Source organism: Thalassoroseus sp., assembly GCF_984380535.1.
Genome location: NZ_CFHRBF010000003.1, coordinates 31,850 through 48,316 on the forward strand (window position 1 = coordinate 31,850; position 16,467 = coordinate 48,316).

A 16,467-nucleotide genomic window follows, 5' to 3' on the forward strand; every position below is an offset into this window, starting at 1 on the left:
ATGAGACTGGGCACGACGGATGCGTTGAGTCTCGTGATCACTTTCGCGGTATCGTTTCCGACGCACGTATCGATCTTGACCAAAAACCGAACATCGACTTACCATCCCGCGTTTGTCGCCGTAGCGTTTGCCCCTGGTCGAGGTCCGTCATGCGTTGGATTCAAAGCCATCCACTGCTGACGGTTGTGCTCGTCGCGGGAGTACTTCGAGTCGTTGCAGCAGTCGGTTTGCAGCGTTACTTGGATGATGTTGCGCACAAACAATTCTTGATTGCCGGTGATGCCGACGGTTACTGGCAGTTAGCAGAGACGATCCGCAATGGCGAACCGTATGCCGTTTACGATCCTCCTCGCTACTTACTCCGAACGCCCGGTTTTCCTGCGATTCTCGCGGGTGCGATGACCATCGGCAACGGCAGCCCACTGATCGTGCGGATCGTGTTGGCTTTAATCGGAACGACCGCCTGCGGACTCACGTTCTTGCTCGGAAGACAACTTGCGGGGGAAGCGGTTGGATTGCTCGCCGGCTTGTATGTCGCGGTTTCGCCGTTGCAGGTTGGCTTCAGTGTGCTGGTCCTCAGCGAAACCGCGTTTGCAGTCCCGATGATCGGCAGCCTGATGGCAGCGATCGTACTGGCAAAAACCGACTTCCAAACACAACTTCCCCGCGGATTGCTCTTCGCGGGAATCGCCGGAAGTTTAATCGGCTTGGCCGTGCTGATTCGACCGGTATGGCTGCCTATGGGGATTGTGTTCGCCAGTCTGTGCGTGTTTGTCGGTCGGTTTCGAGTCCGCAGTTGGCTTGTCGCTGCAACCATTGTCGGCAGCATGGTTTTCGTACTGTTACCCTGGACGATTCGGAACTGGAAACTAACTGGGCAACCGATCATGACCGCATTGTGGTCGGGACCGAGTCTGTATGATGGTCTCAATCCACACGCCACCGGTGCCAGCGATATGCGGTTCATCGAGGAAGACGGACTGCTCGATGAACTGAGCGAAGCCGAACTCAACCAACATTATTGGCAGGCCGCTTGGAAATACGCGGCGGAGAATCCAGGGCGAAGCATTGAGCTGGCGTTTCTCAAGGTCGGGCGATTGTGGAGTCCCTGGTTGAACGCAGCAGAAGCCCGAAGTTGGCTAGTGCAACTTCCGATCGTCGTTGCGGCTCTGATGCTTTTCGGTTTTGCGGTCGTCGGTGCGTGGTTGAATCGCCGGAACGTCTTGTTGTTGGGAGTGACGATCGGACCGGCGTTGTTCGTGTCGGCAGTTCACACGCTATTTGTTGGCTCTGTGCGGTACCGGTTGCCGGTGGAGTTTCCGCTGGCCATTCTCGCTGCAACGGGCGTGCAATACGTTTGGTGTTCGCGACGGCATGAAGACATGGAGGTGGCCCGATGAAACGCACGTTGAAGTGGGTAGTCGGGCTGCTGCTATTGATGCTGCTCGGCGGCGGATCGTATGCCTATTGGATCTACACTCGCACCGACGAACTTCTCGTCAAAATGATTCTGGAAAAGCAACGGGAAGTCTTACCGGATTGGGACGTCGATATTGATCGGGCACATTTCGATTGGCATCGACGGATTCGCATCCACAATATGACCATCCGCCCACGCGGACGGAAGGAAGTTGTCATTCGGCTTCCTGAAACGGTCGTTACGATCAATCACGAAGCGTTCAAGAAGCAGCAAAAAATCGTCGTGGACCGTGTGCGGTTGTTGCACCCGCAACTCGATTTGGTTCGCGATGCCCAGGGCGTGTGGAACTGGCAGGAATTGCTCCGATTGCCACCATCAGAAAAGAGCATGCCCGAATGGACCGTCGAACAAGGCCAAGTGTTTGTTCGCCTCGATCAAGCCGACGGTGCCCAACCGGGCCGGATTCGGTTGGACAAGATCGCAGCGAAATTAATCCCATCAGGGAAACGCCAATTTCGCTTCCATAGCGACGCCAACGTCAACGAGGCTGGTGCTCTCAAAACCGAGGGCTTTTTGGATATCGACGCTCATCGGTGGTCCGTGACGGGACGGATGAAGAACCTCGTTGCGGACGGTGCATTACTCAATCTCGCTGCCGGTGCGTCTCCGGAGTTGCGTTCCCAGATTGCGAAAGTGGATCAGGATCTCGCGGATGCGTACACTAAGCTCACCGGATTGCCATCATCTCCGGTTCGGCAACCGTTTCAGGTGGCTTCCCGAGAACCTGCGACTTCAACCCAACGCGACGGCCGCTCTCCGACGACTCCGCCACCTATGTCCGCTGCCGGTCCGGTGACGGTGCCGGACTTTGGTCTCGAGTGTGCCGTCGACATGCAGTTTCACGTGGCGAAAGACTCCAACGACGAAGAAATGGAGTTCCGCACGCTGATCAATATTCAACAGGGACAAATCTCCAACCCGGTGTTGCCGTTTTCCTTGCACGACCTGTCCGGCGAGGTTTATTGGGACAATCAGCAGGTCATTCTCCGGAATTTGGCAGCCAAGAACGGAGAAACACGGATGCAGATCGACGGCCTCATTCAACGCCAGTCGCAGAATACGCCGGCACGAATGGAAGTCCGCCTGACCGATTTGTTGCTCGATGAGCGATTGCGGTCCCGGCTGCCGTTGGAGTACCGGGATAAATTCGATCTCATCCAGCCCGAAGGACCGATCAACGCGGAAATCACATTGGGTACGCTCGATGGTCAACGGTGGCGAATCGATGAAATGCTGCTGACCGCACGCGGGTGCAAAATCACGAATGCGAAGTTTCCTTATCCGGTGGAACGGATCACGGGAACAATTCGACAGCAGCATTCCGATTGGGTGATTGATCTCGTCGGGCATGCGGCTCGGCAACCGGTAGTGATTACCGGTGTCGTACGGTCTCCGTCGGCTGAGTCCGAAGTCATTGTCGATGTGCGGGCCAAGCGATTTCCGATCGACAATCGCTTTCTCCAAGCTGCGCCGGATGGTCTGCGGAAGATGGTGGAGAGTCTCCATTTGACCGGTTGGACCGATGCCGATTTACGCATGCATCGCCCACCAGGCATAGATCAAAAGTTCGAATTACAAATCGACGCCCGCTTGGCGAATTGTGAAATTCAACCGGAATGTTTTTCGTTTCGACTCTCGGAAGTTTCCGGGCGTTTGCTGCACGATAGCCGAACGGAACAGTGGCGTTTCGAGCGATTTCGCGGCGAGCACGGAGCGATGACGCTCACAGCGGAGGGAGATTTCACTCGTCAGAATCTGGATGATCCCGGATTGCTGAAAATGAACTTTCATGCCTCTGATGTGCCGCTTGACGAATCGCTACGGCGGGCGTTGCCGGAAAAACCCCGAGCATTATGGGACCAACTCCGTCCCACTGGTCAAGCCGATGCCCGCGCGACGTTGGAATGGATCCCGAATGAGGACATGGTTTTCAAGCTGCCATACGTTCGGGTCTATAATGGTGGATTGCAGCTTCAAGCCTTTCCGTTCTTGATTTCGAACGTCGAAACAACTTTTTCCGCGACCGAAACCGATGTGGAAATCACTTCGTTCGTGGGCAAACACGATGAAACGTTTATCCGCTGCAACGGTTGGGCCAAGACCGATCATCAAGACGCATGGCGGCTACGATTGAACGACCTGCATGTTGATGATCTCAACCCATCTCGGCAATTTCGCCGCGCGTTGCCGCCGGACCTGCGGTCGGTCGTGGAGGAACTCGATCCCCAGGGTTTGGTGTCCGTCTCTGGGCAGGTCGAATTACTAAGTGCGGGCGGCTCGGATTCGGTGATTAAATCGGCCTGGGATTTGTCTTTCGCGTTCAACGGCAACCGTGTCACAGTCGGTGTGGACATCGAAAAACTTTACGGGCGAATCGATTATCGCGGTTCTTGGAATGGCGAAGCAATTCGGAGTCTCGGGAAGATCGATCGCTGCTCTTGCGAGGTGTGGGGTTATCAATTGATGGAAGCCCAGGGGCCTTTCAGCGTGAATGGTAATCGCGTGACCTTCGGTGCCCCTTCCTTGTTGCAATCGACGGAAGTCGACGTGCCCGACGAAGAACGCCTCACCGCCAAAGCGATTGGCGGCGAATTGGTGCTCGATGGCGAAGCGGATGTGCTCGATCCGGTGGCCTGGCGTTTGCGGGCCATCATGCGGAACGGCGATTTGGAACAGTATTCGAAACGGTATCTGCCAGGTGTGCAGAGTCTCCGTGGCGTGATGAACGGCTGGATCAATCTCTCCAATCAAACGCACGACCCAAACCGCATCACAGGCGAAGGACAAATCCAGATCCATCCCGCTGCGTTGTATCAGATGCCGGTGATAGCTCAGGTCTTTCAAGCCATGACGTTCACGCCGCCCGATAAGGAAGCCTTCAATCACGCGTTTGTCGATTTCGACGTTGCGGGTGAGGAGTTTCGACTCAATGAAATCGATCTTGTCGGTGACGCGATCACCCTACGTGGTCAAGGATCGGCTCGGATGAATGGGCGATTGAACATTGATTTCTACTCGTCACTGCCCAAGCGACAACTCGCCCGCATGCGGCTACCGGTTCCGATCGTAAGTAATCTCGTCAATGGTGCCCTCGACGGACTGACGAAAGACTGGGTCCGTGTGGAAGTTCGCGGAAGTACGGCTTCTCCAGAAGCACGAATGGTTCCGATGCCCGTCATCGACGATGCTCTCAAGAAATTCCTTGGAGCCATCGGGGGATCGGAGGGCGCTCGGACGCTCAAGAAAATTCCGTTGCCACGTATGCCTTCGTGGAGAAACTTCCGTCGCTGAGTTGCAGAAGTCCTCCCGATCGACCCTCGCTCTGTGTTCAACGGTATTGACCGATCCTGTGGCGTCAGATAACCTTCGCGCCACTCAAAAAATCTTCGGTGATTCAAGCGATGGAGCCAGACCGAGATGTGTGGAATTGTCGGGTATATTGGACATCGTGAGGCATCGAAGTTTCTTGTCGAGGGTTTGCACCGCCTAGAGTACCGCGGCTACGACAGCGCGGGCGTTGCGGTCTGGCAGAACGGCCAGATTGCCATCCGCAAGAAGGCTGGTCGAGTCGACGAACTGGCCAAGCTGGTCACCACGCGACCGGTCAACGGAACCGTTGGGATCGGCCATACCCGTTGGGCCACGCACGGTGAGACGACAGACGTCAACTCCCACCCGCATACCGGTGGCAACGGCGAAGTCGTATTGGTCCACAATGGAGTGATCGAAAACTACACCGCATTGCGGGCCCAACTGCAATCGCTGGGGTATGTCTTCCGCACGCAGACCGATACGGAAATTGTGGCCCATCTCATCGCACACCACCTCGACGAGCAAATTCGACTCGGCAGCGATCCGACAGAGGTCCAAACGTATGTCGATTCCGTTCAGATTTCTTTGAAGAAACTCAAAGGAACTTATGGACTCGCGATTGTGTTTCGCGACCATGATGATCTGATGATCGTCGCACGCTCGGGAAGTCCGTTGGTGATCGGGATCGGTGACGGAGAATACTTCGTAGCCAGTGACGCTAGCCCGTTGATCGGGTACACGGATGAAGTCGTGTATCTCGCCGATCATGAATTGGCTGTGCTGCGGAAATCGGGGTTGGAACTCTCCCATCGCGATACGGGAATTCACACCCCCGACATTCAAACTCTCGATCAAGTCTCTAGCGATATCGATCTGGGTTCTTTCGATCACTACATGCTCAAGGAAATTTTCGAGCAACCGCAGTCCATCGAAAACGCACTTCGCGGTCGAATCAATGAAGATGAAGCGACGGCCATGTTCGGCGGGTTGAACATGGACCCCCAACAACTTCGGGGAATCGATCGCATTGTGCTCACCGCATGTGGCACGAGTTGGCACGCCGGTTTGGTCGGCGAATATGTTTTGGAAGAGTTCGCGCGAATTCCCGTCGAAGTGGAATATGCCAGCGAACTTCGGTACCGCAATCCGCCGCTCGGTACACGCACGATGGTCTTCGCGATCACGCAAAGCGGTGAAACAGCCGACACGCTAGCCGCCATGCGAGAATGTCAACGCAAAGGGCATCCGACGTTGGCAATCTGCAATGTCGTCGGGTCTACGATTGCTCGGGAAGCAGACGGTGGGATTTATCTCCATGCGGGGCCGGAAATCGGTGTCGCTTCGACAAAAGCGTTCACTTCGCAAGTCACAGTGCTGACGCTGTTGGCGTTGTTTCTTGGACGCATGCGGCATGTGTCTTATCCGGCGGGACAGCGGATCATTCGGCAACTTCTAGAAATCCCGTCGCAGATCGAGAAAACACTCCAATGCAATGACAAAGTGAAAGAAGTCGCTGCCAAATACGCCGAGGCGAATAATTTCCTGTATCTCGGGCGTCTCTACAATTTCCCAGCGGCACTGGAAGGTGCCTTGAAGCTGAAGGAAATTAGTTACATCCACGCCGAGGGTTACCCGGCTGCCGAGATGAAACACGGTCCGATTGCATTAGTCGATGAGCAAACGCCGAGCGTATTCATCGTGCCGCGATGTGGGATTTATCCGAAAGTTCTCAGCAATCTCGCAGAAGTCAAGGCGCGACGCGGCCCGGTCATCGCGATTGCCTGCGAAGGTGACCAAAAAATCGCCGAACTCGCCGACGACGTGATTTATGTGCCCGATGTCGAGGAGTGTTTGCAACCGCTCGTCACGTCGATTCCTCTTCAATTGTTGGCCTATCACATCGCCGTCCTAAGAGGCTGTGATGTCGATAAACCCCGAAATCTCGCGAAAAGCGTGACGGTCGAATAGCCGCAGATTCGCTAACCGGAATCAACGAATCGGGGGAATAACCCGGAATTCCTCGAAATCCATTATTCTCTCGCCTGCAGTTCTTACTTATAGTAAATTGTAGGTGTGAAATATGTGCGACGCCAGTCGTTGTGGTTTCGGAGAATTCCTGGATGGCGATTTACTTAGTCCCAATAGACAACGGGCGGCCGATCGTGCTCGACAAAGCCGTCGTGTTTGTCGGTCGGCACCCCGAGTGCGACGTCATCCTCAAAGACAGCCGTAAAGTCTCGCGGAAGCATTGTTGCCTGGCTCAAGTCGACGACCGAATTGTCGTCCGTGATCTCGGCAGCATGAACGGCATCCGCGTGAATGGTCGCCAAGTCCGCAAGGAAACCACGATCCAGCTCAACGATGAGTTGTCGATCGGCGATGTGACCTACCGCATCAAATCGCGTCGTCAAATGCTCGACGGCATGCAATCCGGCGATATCAACGGCACCATCGAACCCGCCCCTCGTCATGTTGCCGAACCGCCTCGCACCCCGCTGATTCGCGCCATCGACGAAGACGAAGTCGACATCAGCCAGGATTTTCCCGTCCCCCTCTCCGACTCCGTCGCCAACGAGTCCGAACTCCCCTCCCAATTCCGCGACGACCGCTCATCAGACGACGATTGAAGTTCGTGGGAGTTATCTACTTATTAGCAAACATATGATGTTGACTATTGAAGCTCGCCGTTTAGCGGACGTCCGTCCCAAACTTTGACCGTCTTGTCAGCACTGCCCGAAACGAGTGTTCGACCGTCGGGGCTGAATGCCACGCATGTTACAGTGCTCAAGTGTTCGTTGAGGTTTGCCGTCTCTTGACTACTGGCGATGTCCCAAAGTCGTATACCATCACTACTGCCAGATGCCAACCTTTGTCCATTCGGACTAAATGCGACACAGTGTACAGAGTCGGAGTGTCCTGTAAAGGTTGCGATTTTCTGACACCGGGCCGCTTCCCAGAGCACAATGGTTCTGCCATAACTTCCGGTCGCCAGTGTCAGTCCATCGGGACTGAATGCAATGCAAGTGACATAGTCAGAAGGTAACTCGAAAATACCTGTTCTTTGACGAGTGGAAGTATTCCAGATTGAAATGGTATTCCTACCGCTGAGTGTGACGAATGTTCGCCCATCCGGGCTGAAAGCGATGCCTCGAGCACTTTGGGAGATTCCTTCGAGAGTTACTACTTTTTGCAAATTTGTCGGGTCCCATAGCTTGACCGTCTTGTCAATGCTGGCCGAAATGAGGCTGCTCCCATCCGGGCTGAAGGCCACACTCTCAACCCGCCCGGTATGCCCTTCAAGAGTTGATTTAGCTTGACCATTTGATATGTCCCAGAGTTTAACTGTTCCGTCTTCGCATCCGGATGCAAGGTTTTGCCCGTCTGGACTGAACGCAATGCAATAGACGTTATGGGAATGGCCTATAAGACGTTGAACTTCCTCACCGCTCGCCACATCCCAAAGCCGAATAGTGTTGTCAAAACTACTCGATGCGATGGTCTTCCGATCCGGACTGTATGCCACCCCAGTGATGCCATCCGTATGCCCATGGAACGTTGGCGGTTCCTGCCCACTTTCCAAATCCCAAATCTTCGCCGTGCCGTCATAACTCCCGGACGCTAGTTTTGTACCGTCCGGGTGGAACGCGAGGCCGGATACCGGGGCAGTGTGTCCAATGAAAGTCCCGGTCGCTTTCCGACTTGCCACGTCCCAAATTCTCACAACATCGTCGAAACCACCAGAGGCGATTGTCAGTCCGCTAGGACTAACAGCGACGCTCACGACAAGTGATTTATGCCCTGTCAGAGTCTCGATTGCCTTTTGATTGGTCATGTCCCAAAGTTTGATGGTTTTATCGCCGCTTCCTGAGACGAGCATCTGCCCGTCCGGACTGAATGCGACGCTCTTCACATCGCCGGAATGTCCTTTCAAGGTCGCAGTGACTTTTTCTGCTGCCAAATCCCAAAGCTCAACCGTGTTACTCAGTCCCCCCGAAGCAAGTATTTGACTGTTCGGGTGGAAGGCAACGCAATTGACGTGAGTGGAATGTGCTTTGAGAGTTTTCGTTTCCTGCCCACTTTCTACATCGATCAGTCGGATCGTGTTGTCAACACATCCGGCAGCTAACGTTCGCCCGTCCGGACTGAATGCCAAATCTTTGACCATGTCGGAATATTCCTTGCGAATGGGAGTTTCCCGACCGCTTTCGACATCCCAAAGTTTCACCGAACTGTCGTAGCACCCTGAAGCAAGTGTCCGACCATCGCGACTGAATGCGACGCAAAACACGGGTGCCGAATGTCCGCTGAGCGTCGCTATTTCCTCGCCGCTTGCCGTGTTCCAGAGTTTTACATCATGAATTCCAAGATTCTGATCGGAATGAGCGGTGGCAAGTGTCCGGCCATTTGGACTGTATGCCACGCTCATCACAGGACCGGCGTTTCCACTGAAAGTCGAATGACCGCTACGGCATCGTCGAGTCCAATAATGCCACTCGAATCCTCGATAATCTTCGTTTCCGGTGTGTGCAGGAATTGTACTGTTAAGGCGATCCAGCAACGGGCTGAGACTTGCGTGTTCCCAATCTCGGACAATTAAATTCATCTGGGAAATGTAGTAGTTCCGAAAGGCGCGACGCGACTCTTTTTTTGCCAATCGGGTTTTTTCTTGCGCGTTATCGGCTTCTTGGTTGGCACGCTGATTCTCTTTCAACAATTCCGCAGCCTTCGCGTTTGTGCGGGCTTGTTCCGCCTCAATCCGTGACACCGCCGCAAGCGAAATCGCGGCGATCATTACAAGCAGTGCGGTCACGGTTCCCGATAGCGTAGCCAGCCCCGGATTCTTTCGGCACCAACGCGAAAAAGATCGCAGCTTGGAGGCCGGTAACGCTGTGATTGGCTCATCGCTAAGCCAATGTTCTAGGTCCTTGGCAAGTTCTCGGCAGTCGGCATACCGCCGACTTAGATCTTTCGCCATCGCTTTTAAGCAGATGACTTCGAGCTCATAAGGAATGCAGGGATTATGGGAACGCGGGGGCAGTGGCGTTTGCGTGAGGAGAAGACCAAGCACAACATTGGTTGGCCCTTCAAATGGAACACGTCCAGTCAACAATTCGTATAGAACAACTCCCAGGGCATATTGATCGCTTGCAGGGCCAACTTCATTCTGCTTGCCAGCGGCTTGCTCGGGGGCCATGTAACGTGGTGTTCCGAGCACTTGTCCGTCGGTCGTGTCTTTCGATGTCGAATCTTCCAGTCTCGCGATGCCAAAGTCTGTTAGTTGAGGCTCGCCACGTTCGTCGAGTAACACATTGTCTGGCTTGACATCGCGGTGGACAATGCCGTTTGCGTGGGCGTATTGGAGTGCATCTGCCAGCTTCCGCACGATTTCAGCCGCGCGTCGGAACTCTATCGGATTCCCGTTGATCTCGTTTGCCAAGGAACCTCCATCAATGAACGCCGAGGCAATGTAATACTGTTCTCTCACATGGCCGGCTTTGAAAACCGGTACGATATTCGGATGACGTAAGCGTGCCGCGGTCTTCGCTTCCCTCAGGAATCGATTCTGTGCTTTCTCTGACTGCAACGTGTACTCGGTGGGCAACTTTAACGCAATGTCGCGGTCTAATTCAGGATCGTACGCCCTATAGACCGCTCCAAATGCGCCGGAACCCAAAATGGATCTAATTTCGAAACCCGCAATCTCTTTCGGCATGTCATTCGGTTTCATTGTCTGGTTCGGTTCTTCCTTAAAAGATTCCTATCCAAAATCATGCGCGTAATCAGATCAGCGATCCTTATAGTTCGCCGCGAATCATTGTTTTGTACAAGAAAACACCTTGTTAGCACTAACTAGATACCCATTTTTGTCAATTCACTCGCTTACGAACCCGACCGCACCCTTTCTTAAGTGTACGTAAGTCAGTTGGTTCCGGCGTTTCTTCAGAACGAAGTTGACAAATTTTGGGATCTGACGACACTTTGGCTCAAGTTTTGGCAAGACGCTGAAACGTATGGCCAAAAGATCACCTGTCTTGATCGAGGTTGGATCCTCTCGTGACCCCATCAACTTTCCTGCTAACTCTGGCGTTCGGTGCGGCTTTGCCCGGCGACGTGGAACCTTCCCTATATCACGTGGATCGACCGTTCAATGTGGTCATTCGCGGGCAGTCTCCTCTGGCGAGTCCCAGTGTGGTTAGCACGCCGCTCGGGTTGGAAGACCCGTGGCGACCGCAATTTGCCCAATACGGCGCTCCCGTTCAGGATCCGTTCCTCGAACCGCCCGGTGGATACGGTGTTGGCGGTTATGGCACACCGCCACCGGGAGGCGGGCAACCGTGGTGGTTGCAGGAGGCTCCGCCGTTGTACTCCGGCATCAATGGTCCGCAGCCGTTCAAGTTCGGTTGGACATCGTGGTTAGACGCGACCTACATGCCCGATCAAAGTATCAGCCCCGGTACAGGGGAGTTTGGAATCTTTGGACTCGACATCGGGGCCGGTTACACCTCGCAGATTTCCCCTTCCACCGTATTGACGCATGGACCGGATGCCGGCTGGCGGTCTTGGCGAAGCCCGCGACTTGCGAATGGCGCTCGCCTGCCCTCGTCGGTCTATCATCTTGGTTACAGCTTTGAAACCGTGACGCAGACCGGCTCGCCTTGGAGTCTGGTGTTAGGGTTTTCTCCGTCGATCAACACCGACTTCGAACAAAATATTGGATCAGATGCGTTTCAGTTCGATGCCAAAGCCGCCGGTGTCTACAATGCCGGACCAGGGCTGCAATACGTGATCGGTGCGATGTATTGGGATCGCGTGGACGATATCATTCTGCCGTACGGCGGGATCGTCTTCACACCCGACGACCGCAGCGAATACCGCTTGATGTTCCCAGAGTCTCGGTTTAGCTATTACGTCGGCCGCGTGGGTGAGGACGACAAGTGGCTGTACGTGTCGGCCGGGTATCACGTGGAATCGTACGAAATCGAATTAGAAAGCGGGCCGACCGGTACGCAAGGCGATCAGATTCAGTTGAGCGATTGGCGGGTGATGTTCGGTCTGCGGTCGGACAACGGTTTGGCCGGTTTGGGGTCGTTTATCGAAGCCGGGTATGTGTTCGACCGCGAAGTCGAATTTCGTGGCAGCAATCCCGACTTCGATATCGACAGCGGGTTTATTCTCCGTGCGGGTCTGCGGTATTGATCTGTCGATCAGACCAAGCCCAACAATCAAGTTGGGCAGTGTTTTCGGAAGCTGATTCTGTCAGGCACCGTCTGACCTACCGGGACTATGGGCTCCAATTGGCAATTGGGGATTGGTGGATTCTTGCTTCCACCGTGCTTTGGAGCTTTGCGATCGATTTCACGCGTTCGGCGACTTTCTCGGAACCCGCATGGACTTCCAATTGGAGGCGGCACGTCCGCGATTGCCCGGGTTCTAAGGTGATGACCCGACCACGTTCTCGTTCGAATGACCGCGTGTTTGGTAGACAAGTCGCTGGTTCCAAGCCACAGACATAACCGTCCGCTTCCGCCCGCGTGTTCTTCCAGAGTACGAAGTATGGCAGACTGAACTGATCGAACTGCACGCTCAAACCGGCATCACCTGCCGAGTTTTTAAGCAACACTTCCGCCATGCCATTGTCGTCCGCCACGGGTTGGAAGAAGTAGGCTTGCTCCGTATACGCGGGATCGGCTTTCGCGAAGACGTTCCAATCGCCAACACCTTCCGCCGCCCGCGGGTCACGCGGTGCCATTTGTTCGAAAGCCGCCACACAGGTGGCTCCCTCACCGAGCAAGGGTGTGCCATTGTTGATGTGATACAACAACTCCACTTCGGCCGGCGTCCCACCGACGTTGACGATCTCATCGATAATTCGCAGGCGACCGGAGTCCCAATCGGTTTCCACGCGGGACGTCAATTGTAATCGTGAATCAAATAACGATGCCTCCTCGATCACACCGATCACCGCCAACGTATGTTTGAGGTTATCGATTTCCAACCACACTCGATGAGCAGGTTGATTGGAAATTCGGCCGTGCAATGTGGTTCCGGCTTCGTTTTCTGGCGGCCCAAGGAACGACAGTCCGCATCGACAGAGCCACTCGTTGAACCCGTCGAGCCAGCCGAGTCCGCCACGTCGTTGAAGATCAACGTACTTCGGATGAACCGGCAGCGAAACCGGCGCATCCCAGCCCAAACGGATTCCTTTGTAGGCTCCCCGCCATAAGCCCATGCCACGAGTGGGCAGAATATTGACGTTCAATTGGCCATTGTTGAGTGTGACCACATCGACGCCATCCGAAAGTCCGCCGTGCATTCGTCGGTTTGCCACGCTCCAGTCTCCGACATGCCCGGAGTGGTTGGCGTCAATCTTCCAGTCCTCGAGATAAATACCCTCGCGGACATCGAGCAGAACATGTTTCAGGGGGTTCATTGGTGCACGCTCCGTTGACAATCTTCACCCAAACATTGAAATCACCACCATCGGCTCGCTGATCGAGAAGTTGTCTCGAAGATAGACTAGACATCGACCGCCAATTCGAGAGACAATGCGGCTTCCCACAATCTCAGCACTCGGTTGCGACGGAATCTGTTGACCCGCCGAACTCGGGTGGAGATTGCACCAAGTCATTCCACAGCGACGGACCCATTGAACTGAACAGGGAAAGACCGGTCAATGCCGAGCCAGGAATTTGAAACCGTCACGGACGAACGACCATATTCTCAGCAGTGGTACAACAACCTTCGACGAACACTCGGCGAATCGGCGTGTCGCCAACTCGGCTTTTACGCGATTCCGGCCGATCTGCTGTTATCGGTGGTCATTCCGGTTTACAACGAAGAGCAGACCCTTCGTGAAATCGTGGCTGCCGTTCGTGCAGTGCCGATCCGCAAGGAAATCATCCTGGTGGATGACTGCAGCCAAGATTCCTCGTCCGACATTATGGAGCAAATCCGGAACGAGGAAGACGATGAGAACTGCATCAAGACCGTTTATCACGACCGCAATCGCGGCAAAGGTGCGGCTCTGAAGACGGGTTTCGAGAAGGCAACCGGAGACGTCATCCTCGTCCAAGATGCCGACCTCGAGTACGATCCCGCCGAATACCCCAGATTGCTCCGCCCGATTGTCGAAGGCAAGGCCGATGTGGTCTATGGCAGCCGATTCCTGGGGGATCAGCCGCATCGTGTGCTCTATTACTGGCATTACCTTGGGAATCGATTTCTCACCACCTTGTCCAATGCCTTTACGAATCTCAACTTGACCGACATGGAAACGTGTTACAAAGTTTTTCGGAAAGAAGTGTTGGAAGACATCACGCCGCGGCTCAAACAATGCCGGTTCGGATTCGAGCCGGAAGTGACCGCTCGTGTGGCTCGCAGACGGTTCCGCGTTTACGAAATGTCGGTGAGTTATTCTGGCCGAACTTACGAACAAGGCAAAAAAATCGGATGGCGAGACGGTTTCCAGGCTCTGTGGTGTATCGTCCGTTACGGAATTGCCGACTGATATCGAATCGCCTACCATACATAGCTCCCACCATTGGTCGTCACCTGATACCTATTGGCTCACCTTGCTCGAAGTCGACAAAACGATTCAACCCAGGCAAGCACGGCTGACGCAAACGGTCGGATGGTTTTAAATTGCGTCCCGGGAAACTACAGTTTCCCAATTGCATCGAATACTTAAATTTGAGATTTCATAATGTCTGATCCGAAACCGGAACGTCGTCCGGAGCGTTCCCCTCAACGACCAAACCGACGCGAATCCGGTGACGACGCTCCAAAGCCGAGTTTCAGCGGTGGTTGGTTGATGGTGCTAGTCGCCATTGGCTTGCTGATTTACTTCATGTATCAGCAAAACCCGCTAAATTCCGGGGCGAAAGTTCTGTATTCCGAGTTTCTCGATCAACTTGATGCGAAAAACGTTGAGGAAGTCCAATTCCACGGTGACGTCATCACCGGGAAGTGGAAACAGCAAATCAACGGCGAAAAGCAGTTCAACACGCCGGTTCCTATTCCCGCACTGCAAGATCCTGAACTCCCGAATAAGATTCGGCGGAGTGGGGCTGTCATTGCGGCGGAACCAGCCGACGGCCAATTCGGTTCGCAGTTGATTCTGTGGTTGATCGGCCCGGTGATGATCATCGCGTTCTTCTGGTTCATCATGCGACGATCGGCCGACCCCATGGGTGGCGGAATGATGGGCAACTTCATCCGTAGCCAAGCCAGACGCTTTAACGCATCCGATCAGCGGACAACTTTCGACGACGTCGCCGCGATGCAACAAGCGAAGATGGAATTGCAGGAAATCGTCGAATTCCTCAAAAATCCCGCGAAGTTCCAGCGTTTAGGGGCCCAAATTCCGAAAGGTGTGCTCTTGATGGGCTCACCCGGAACCGGAAAAACTCTCTTGGCTCGGGCGACTGCCGGTGAAGCGGGTGTGCCGTTCTATTCCATCAACGGTTCCGAGTTTATTCAGATGTTTGTCGGTGTCGGTGCCAGTCGTGTGCGGGATCTGTTCCGCACTGCCAAAGACAACGCACCATGTATTGTGTTCATCGACGAAATCGACGCGGTCGGTCGTGTGCGTGGGGCTGGGGTCGGGGGTGGTCACGACGAACGTGAGCAAACCCTCAATCAGATTCTTTCCGAAATGGATGGTTTCACGCCCAGCGAAGCCGTGATCGTGATCGCTGCCACCAACCGACCCGACGTGTTAGACCCGGCTTTGTTGCGTCCCGGTCGTTTCGATCGCCACATCACGATCGATCGCCCCACCCGCGAAGGCCGATTCCAAATCCTCAAGATTCACAGCCGCAAGGTTCCCTTGGCCGAAGATGTCGATTTGCAAGAAGTCGGCAACGCGACCATTGGTTTTTCCGGTGCTGAACTCAAGAATCTCGTCAACGAAGCTGCGTTGAATGCCGCTCGCACATCGCGAAGTAGCGTTAATCAAGACGATTTCGATTACGCCCGTGATCGCGTCTTGATGGGGCCGAAACGAGAGGAAGTTCTCAGCGATCACGAAAAAGAAATGACCGCCTACCACGAAGCCGGTCATGCTTTGCTCGGTTGGTTGCTGCCCGATGCGGACCCGGTGCACAAAGTCACCATTATCCCACGTGGACGAGCACTCGGCGTGACCCAGTTCCTACCGGATGAAGAACGCTATAGCATTGGCGAAAAGCGACTTCGTACGCAGCTCATCGTGGCTCTTGGTGGTCGAGCCGCTGAGAAACTTATCTTCGATGAATATACCGCTGGTGGCGAGAACGACTTGAAACAAGTCACGCGGATCGCTCGCCGCATGATCGCGAATTGGGGCATGAGTGAAGCCATCGGACCAGTGTATTTCAATCAGGGCGAGGAACATCCTTTCCTCGGTCGGGAAATGCACGAGCAACGCCATTACAGCGACGAAACTGCTCGGCAAATCGACGAAGAGGTTCAACGTTTCCTCAACGGTGCCTCAGCACAAGCGATCGAAATTTTGACTGAACAACGGGAGCATCTCGACCAAATCGCGGAATCGCTGCAACAGCATGAAGCGATCGACCGCAAAATGCTCGAAGAAATCTGCGGCAAACCCAATCAATACTCGCTGAACGGCCAAGCGACGAAGACGGAATAAACTGGTGGCCCGAATTATGGTTGGCTGGGAAGCGTCCCAGCCA

Annotated in this window: 9 protein-coding genes; 7 read left to right on the top strand and 2 right to left on the bottom strand. The window is 54.4% G+C overall.

Translation table 11 applies throughout. The features are described 5' to 3' along the window. Nucleotides 1-149 precede the first annotated feature (149 nt). The 4 genes from AC5DDB_RS04795 to AC5DDB_RS04810 all read left to right on the top strand — a co-directional run bounded on the left by AC5DDB_RS04795 (nt 150) and on the right by AC5DDB_RS04810 (nt 7,419). Nucleotides 150-1,400, top strand: coding sequence for an ArnT family glycosyltransferase (locus AC5DDB_RS04795; RefSeq protein WP_491738546.1), 1,251 nt, complete (start codon nt 150-152; stop codon nt 1,398-1,400). Further along, the gene (locus tag AC5DDB_RS04800; protein WP_491738547.1) at nt 1,397-4,771 is read left to right on the top strand and encodes a hypothetical protein; all 3,375 of its coding nucleotides are present in this window, start codon (nt 1,397-1,399) and stop codon (nt 4,769-4,771) included. The genes AC5DDB_RS04795 and AC5DDB_RS04800 overlap by 4 nt, the downstream gene beginning before the upstream one ends. A 126-nt stretch (nt 4,772-4,897) precedes the next feature. Further along, nucleotides 4,898-6,760 carry a glutamine--fructose-6-phosphate transaminase (isomerizing) gene (glmS, locus tag AC5DDB_RS04805; RefSeq protein WP_491738548.1) on the top strand — a complete coding sequence of 621 codons (1,863 nt, stop codon included), beginning with the start codon at nt 4,898-4,900 and terminating at the stop codon, nt 6,758-6,760. A gap of 152 nt (nt 6,761-6,912) precedes the next feature. Beyond that, the gene (locus AC5DDB_RS04810; RefSeq protein ID WP_491738549.1) at nt 6,913-7,419 is read left to right on the top strand and encodes an FHA domain-containing protein; all 507 of its coding nucleotides are present in this window, start codon (nt 6,913-6,915) and stop codon (nt 7,417-7,419) included. 44 nt (nt 7,420-7,463) lie between these two features. On the opposite strand, the gene AC5DDB_RS04815 is transcribed toward AC5DDB_RS04810, so the two are convergent. Then, nucleotides 7,464-10,520, bottom strand: a complete 3,057-nt coding sequence (locus AC5DDB_RS04815; RefSeq protein ID WP_491738550.1) for a WD40 domain-containing protein — start codon at nt 10,518-10,520, stop codon at nt 7,464-7,466. Between the two features lie 326 nt (nt 10,521-10,846). Between AC5DDB_RS04815 and AC5DDB_RS04820 the strand changes: the two genes are divergently transcribed. After that, nucleotides 10,847-11,989, top strand: a complete 1,143-nt coding sequence (locus AC5DDB_RS04820; protein ID WP_491738551.1) for a hypothetical protein — start codon at nt 10,847-10,849, stop codon at nt 11,987-11,989. Between the two features lie 85 nt (nt 11,990-12,074). Here AC5DDB_RS04820 and AC5DDB_RS04825 read toward each other — a convergent pair whose 3' ends face one another. Beyond that, on the bottom strand, nt 12,075-13,223 hold the full coding sequence (locus AC5DDB_RS04825; RefSeq protein WP_491738552.1) for an aldose 1-epimerase family protein: 1,149 nt from the start codon (nt 13,221-13,223) through the stop codon (nt 12,075-12,077). Between the two features lie 243 nt (nt 13,224-13,466). Here AC5DDB_RS04825 and AC5DDB_RS04830 point away from each other — a divergent pair, with 243 nt between their 5' ends. Together AC5DDB_RS04830 and ftsH are read left to right on the top strand one after the other, a co-directional pair. Further along, on the top strand, nt 13,467-14,300 hold the full coding sequence (locus AC5DDB_RS04830; RefSeq protein WP_491738553.1) for a glycosyltransferase family 2 protein: 834 nt from the start codon (nt 13,467-13,469) through the stop codon (nt 14,298-14,300). A 195-nt stretch (nt 14,301-14,495) separates the two neighbouring features. Then, nucleotides 14,496-16,424, top strand: coding sequence for an ATP-dependent zinc metalloprotease FtsH (ftsH, locus tag AC5DDB_RS04835; RefSeq protein WP_491738554.1), 1,929 nt, complete (start codon nt 14,496-14,498; stop codon nt 16,422-16,424). Nucleotides 16,425-16,467 lie beyond the last annotated feature (43 nt).

Excerpts from the sequence above, each read along its gene's own strand:
- AC5DDB_RS04815 (WP_491738550.1), bottom strand. The coding sequence starts at position 10,520 with ATGAAACCGAATGACATGCCGAAAGAGATTGCGGGTTTCGAAATTAGA.
- AC5DDB_RS04795 (WP_491738546.1), top strand. The coding sequence starts at position 150 with ATGCGTTGGATTCAAAGCCATCCACTGCTGACGGTTGTGCTCGTCGCG.
- AC5DDB_RS04825 (WP_491738552.1), bottom strand. The coding sequence starts at position 13,223 with ATGAACCCCCTGAAACATGTTCTGCTCGATGTCCGCGAGGGTATTTAT.
- AC5DDB_RS04800 (WP_491738547.1), top strand. The coding sequence starts at position 1,397 with ATGAAACGCACGTTGAAGTGGGTAGTCGGGCTGCTGCTATTGATGCTG.
- AC5DDB_RS04830 (WP_491738553.1), top strand. The coding sequence starts at position 13,467 with ATGCCGAGCCAGGAATTTGAAACCGTCACGGACGAACGACCATATTCT.
- glmS (WP_491738548.1), top strand. The coding sequence starts at position 4,898 with ATGTGTGGAATTGTCGGGTATATTGGACATCGTGAGGCATCGAAGTTT.
- AC5DDB_RS04810 (WP_491738549.1), top strand. The coding sequence starts at position 6,913 with ATGGCGATTTACTTAGTCCCAATAGACAACGGGCGGCCGATCGTGCTC.
- ftsH (WP_491738554.1), top strand. The coding sequence starts at position 14,496 with ATGTCTGATCCGAAACCGGAACGTCGTCCGGAGCGTTCCCCTCAACGA.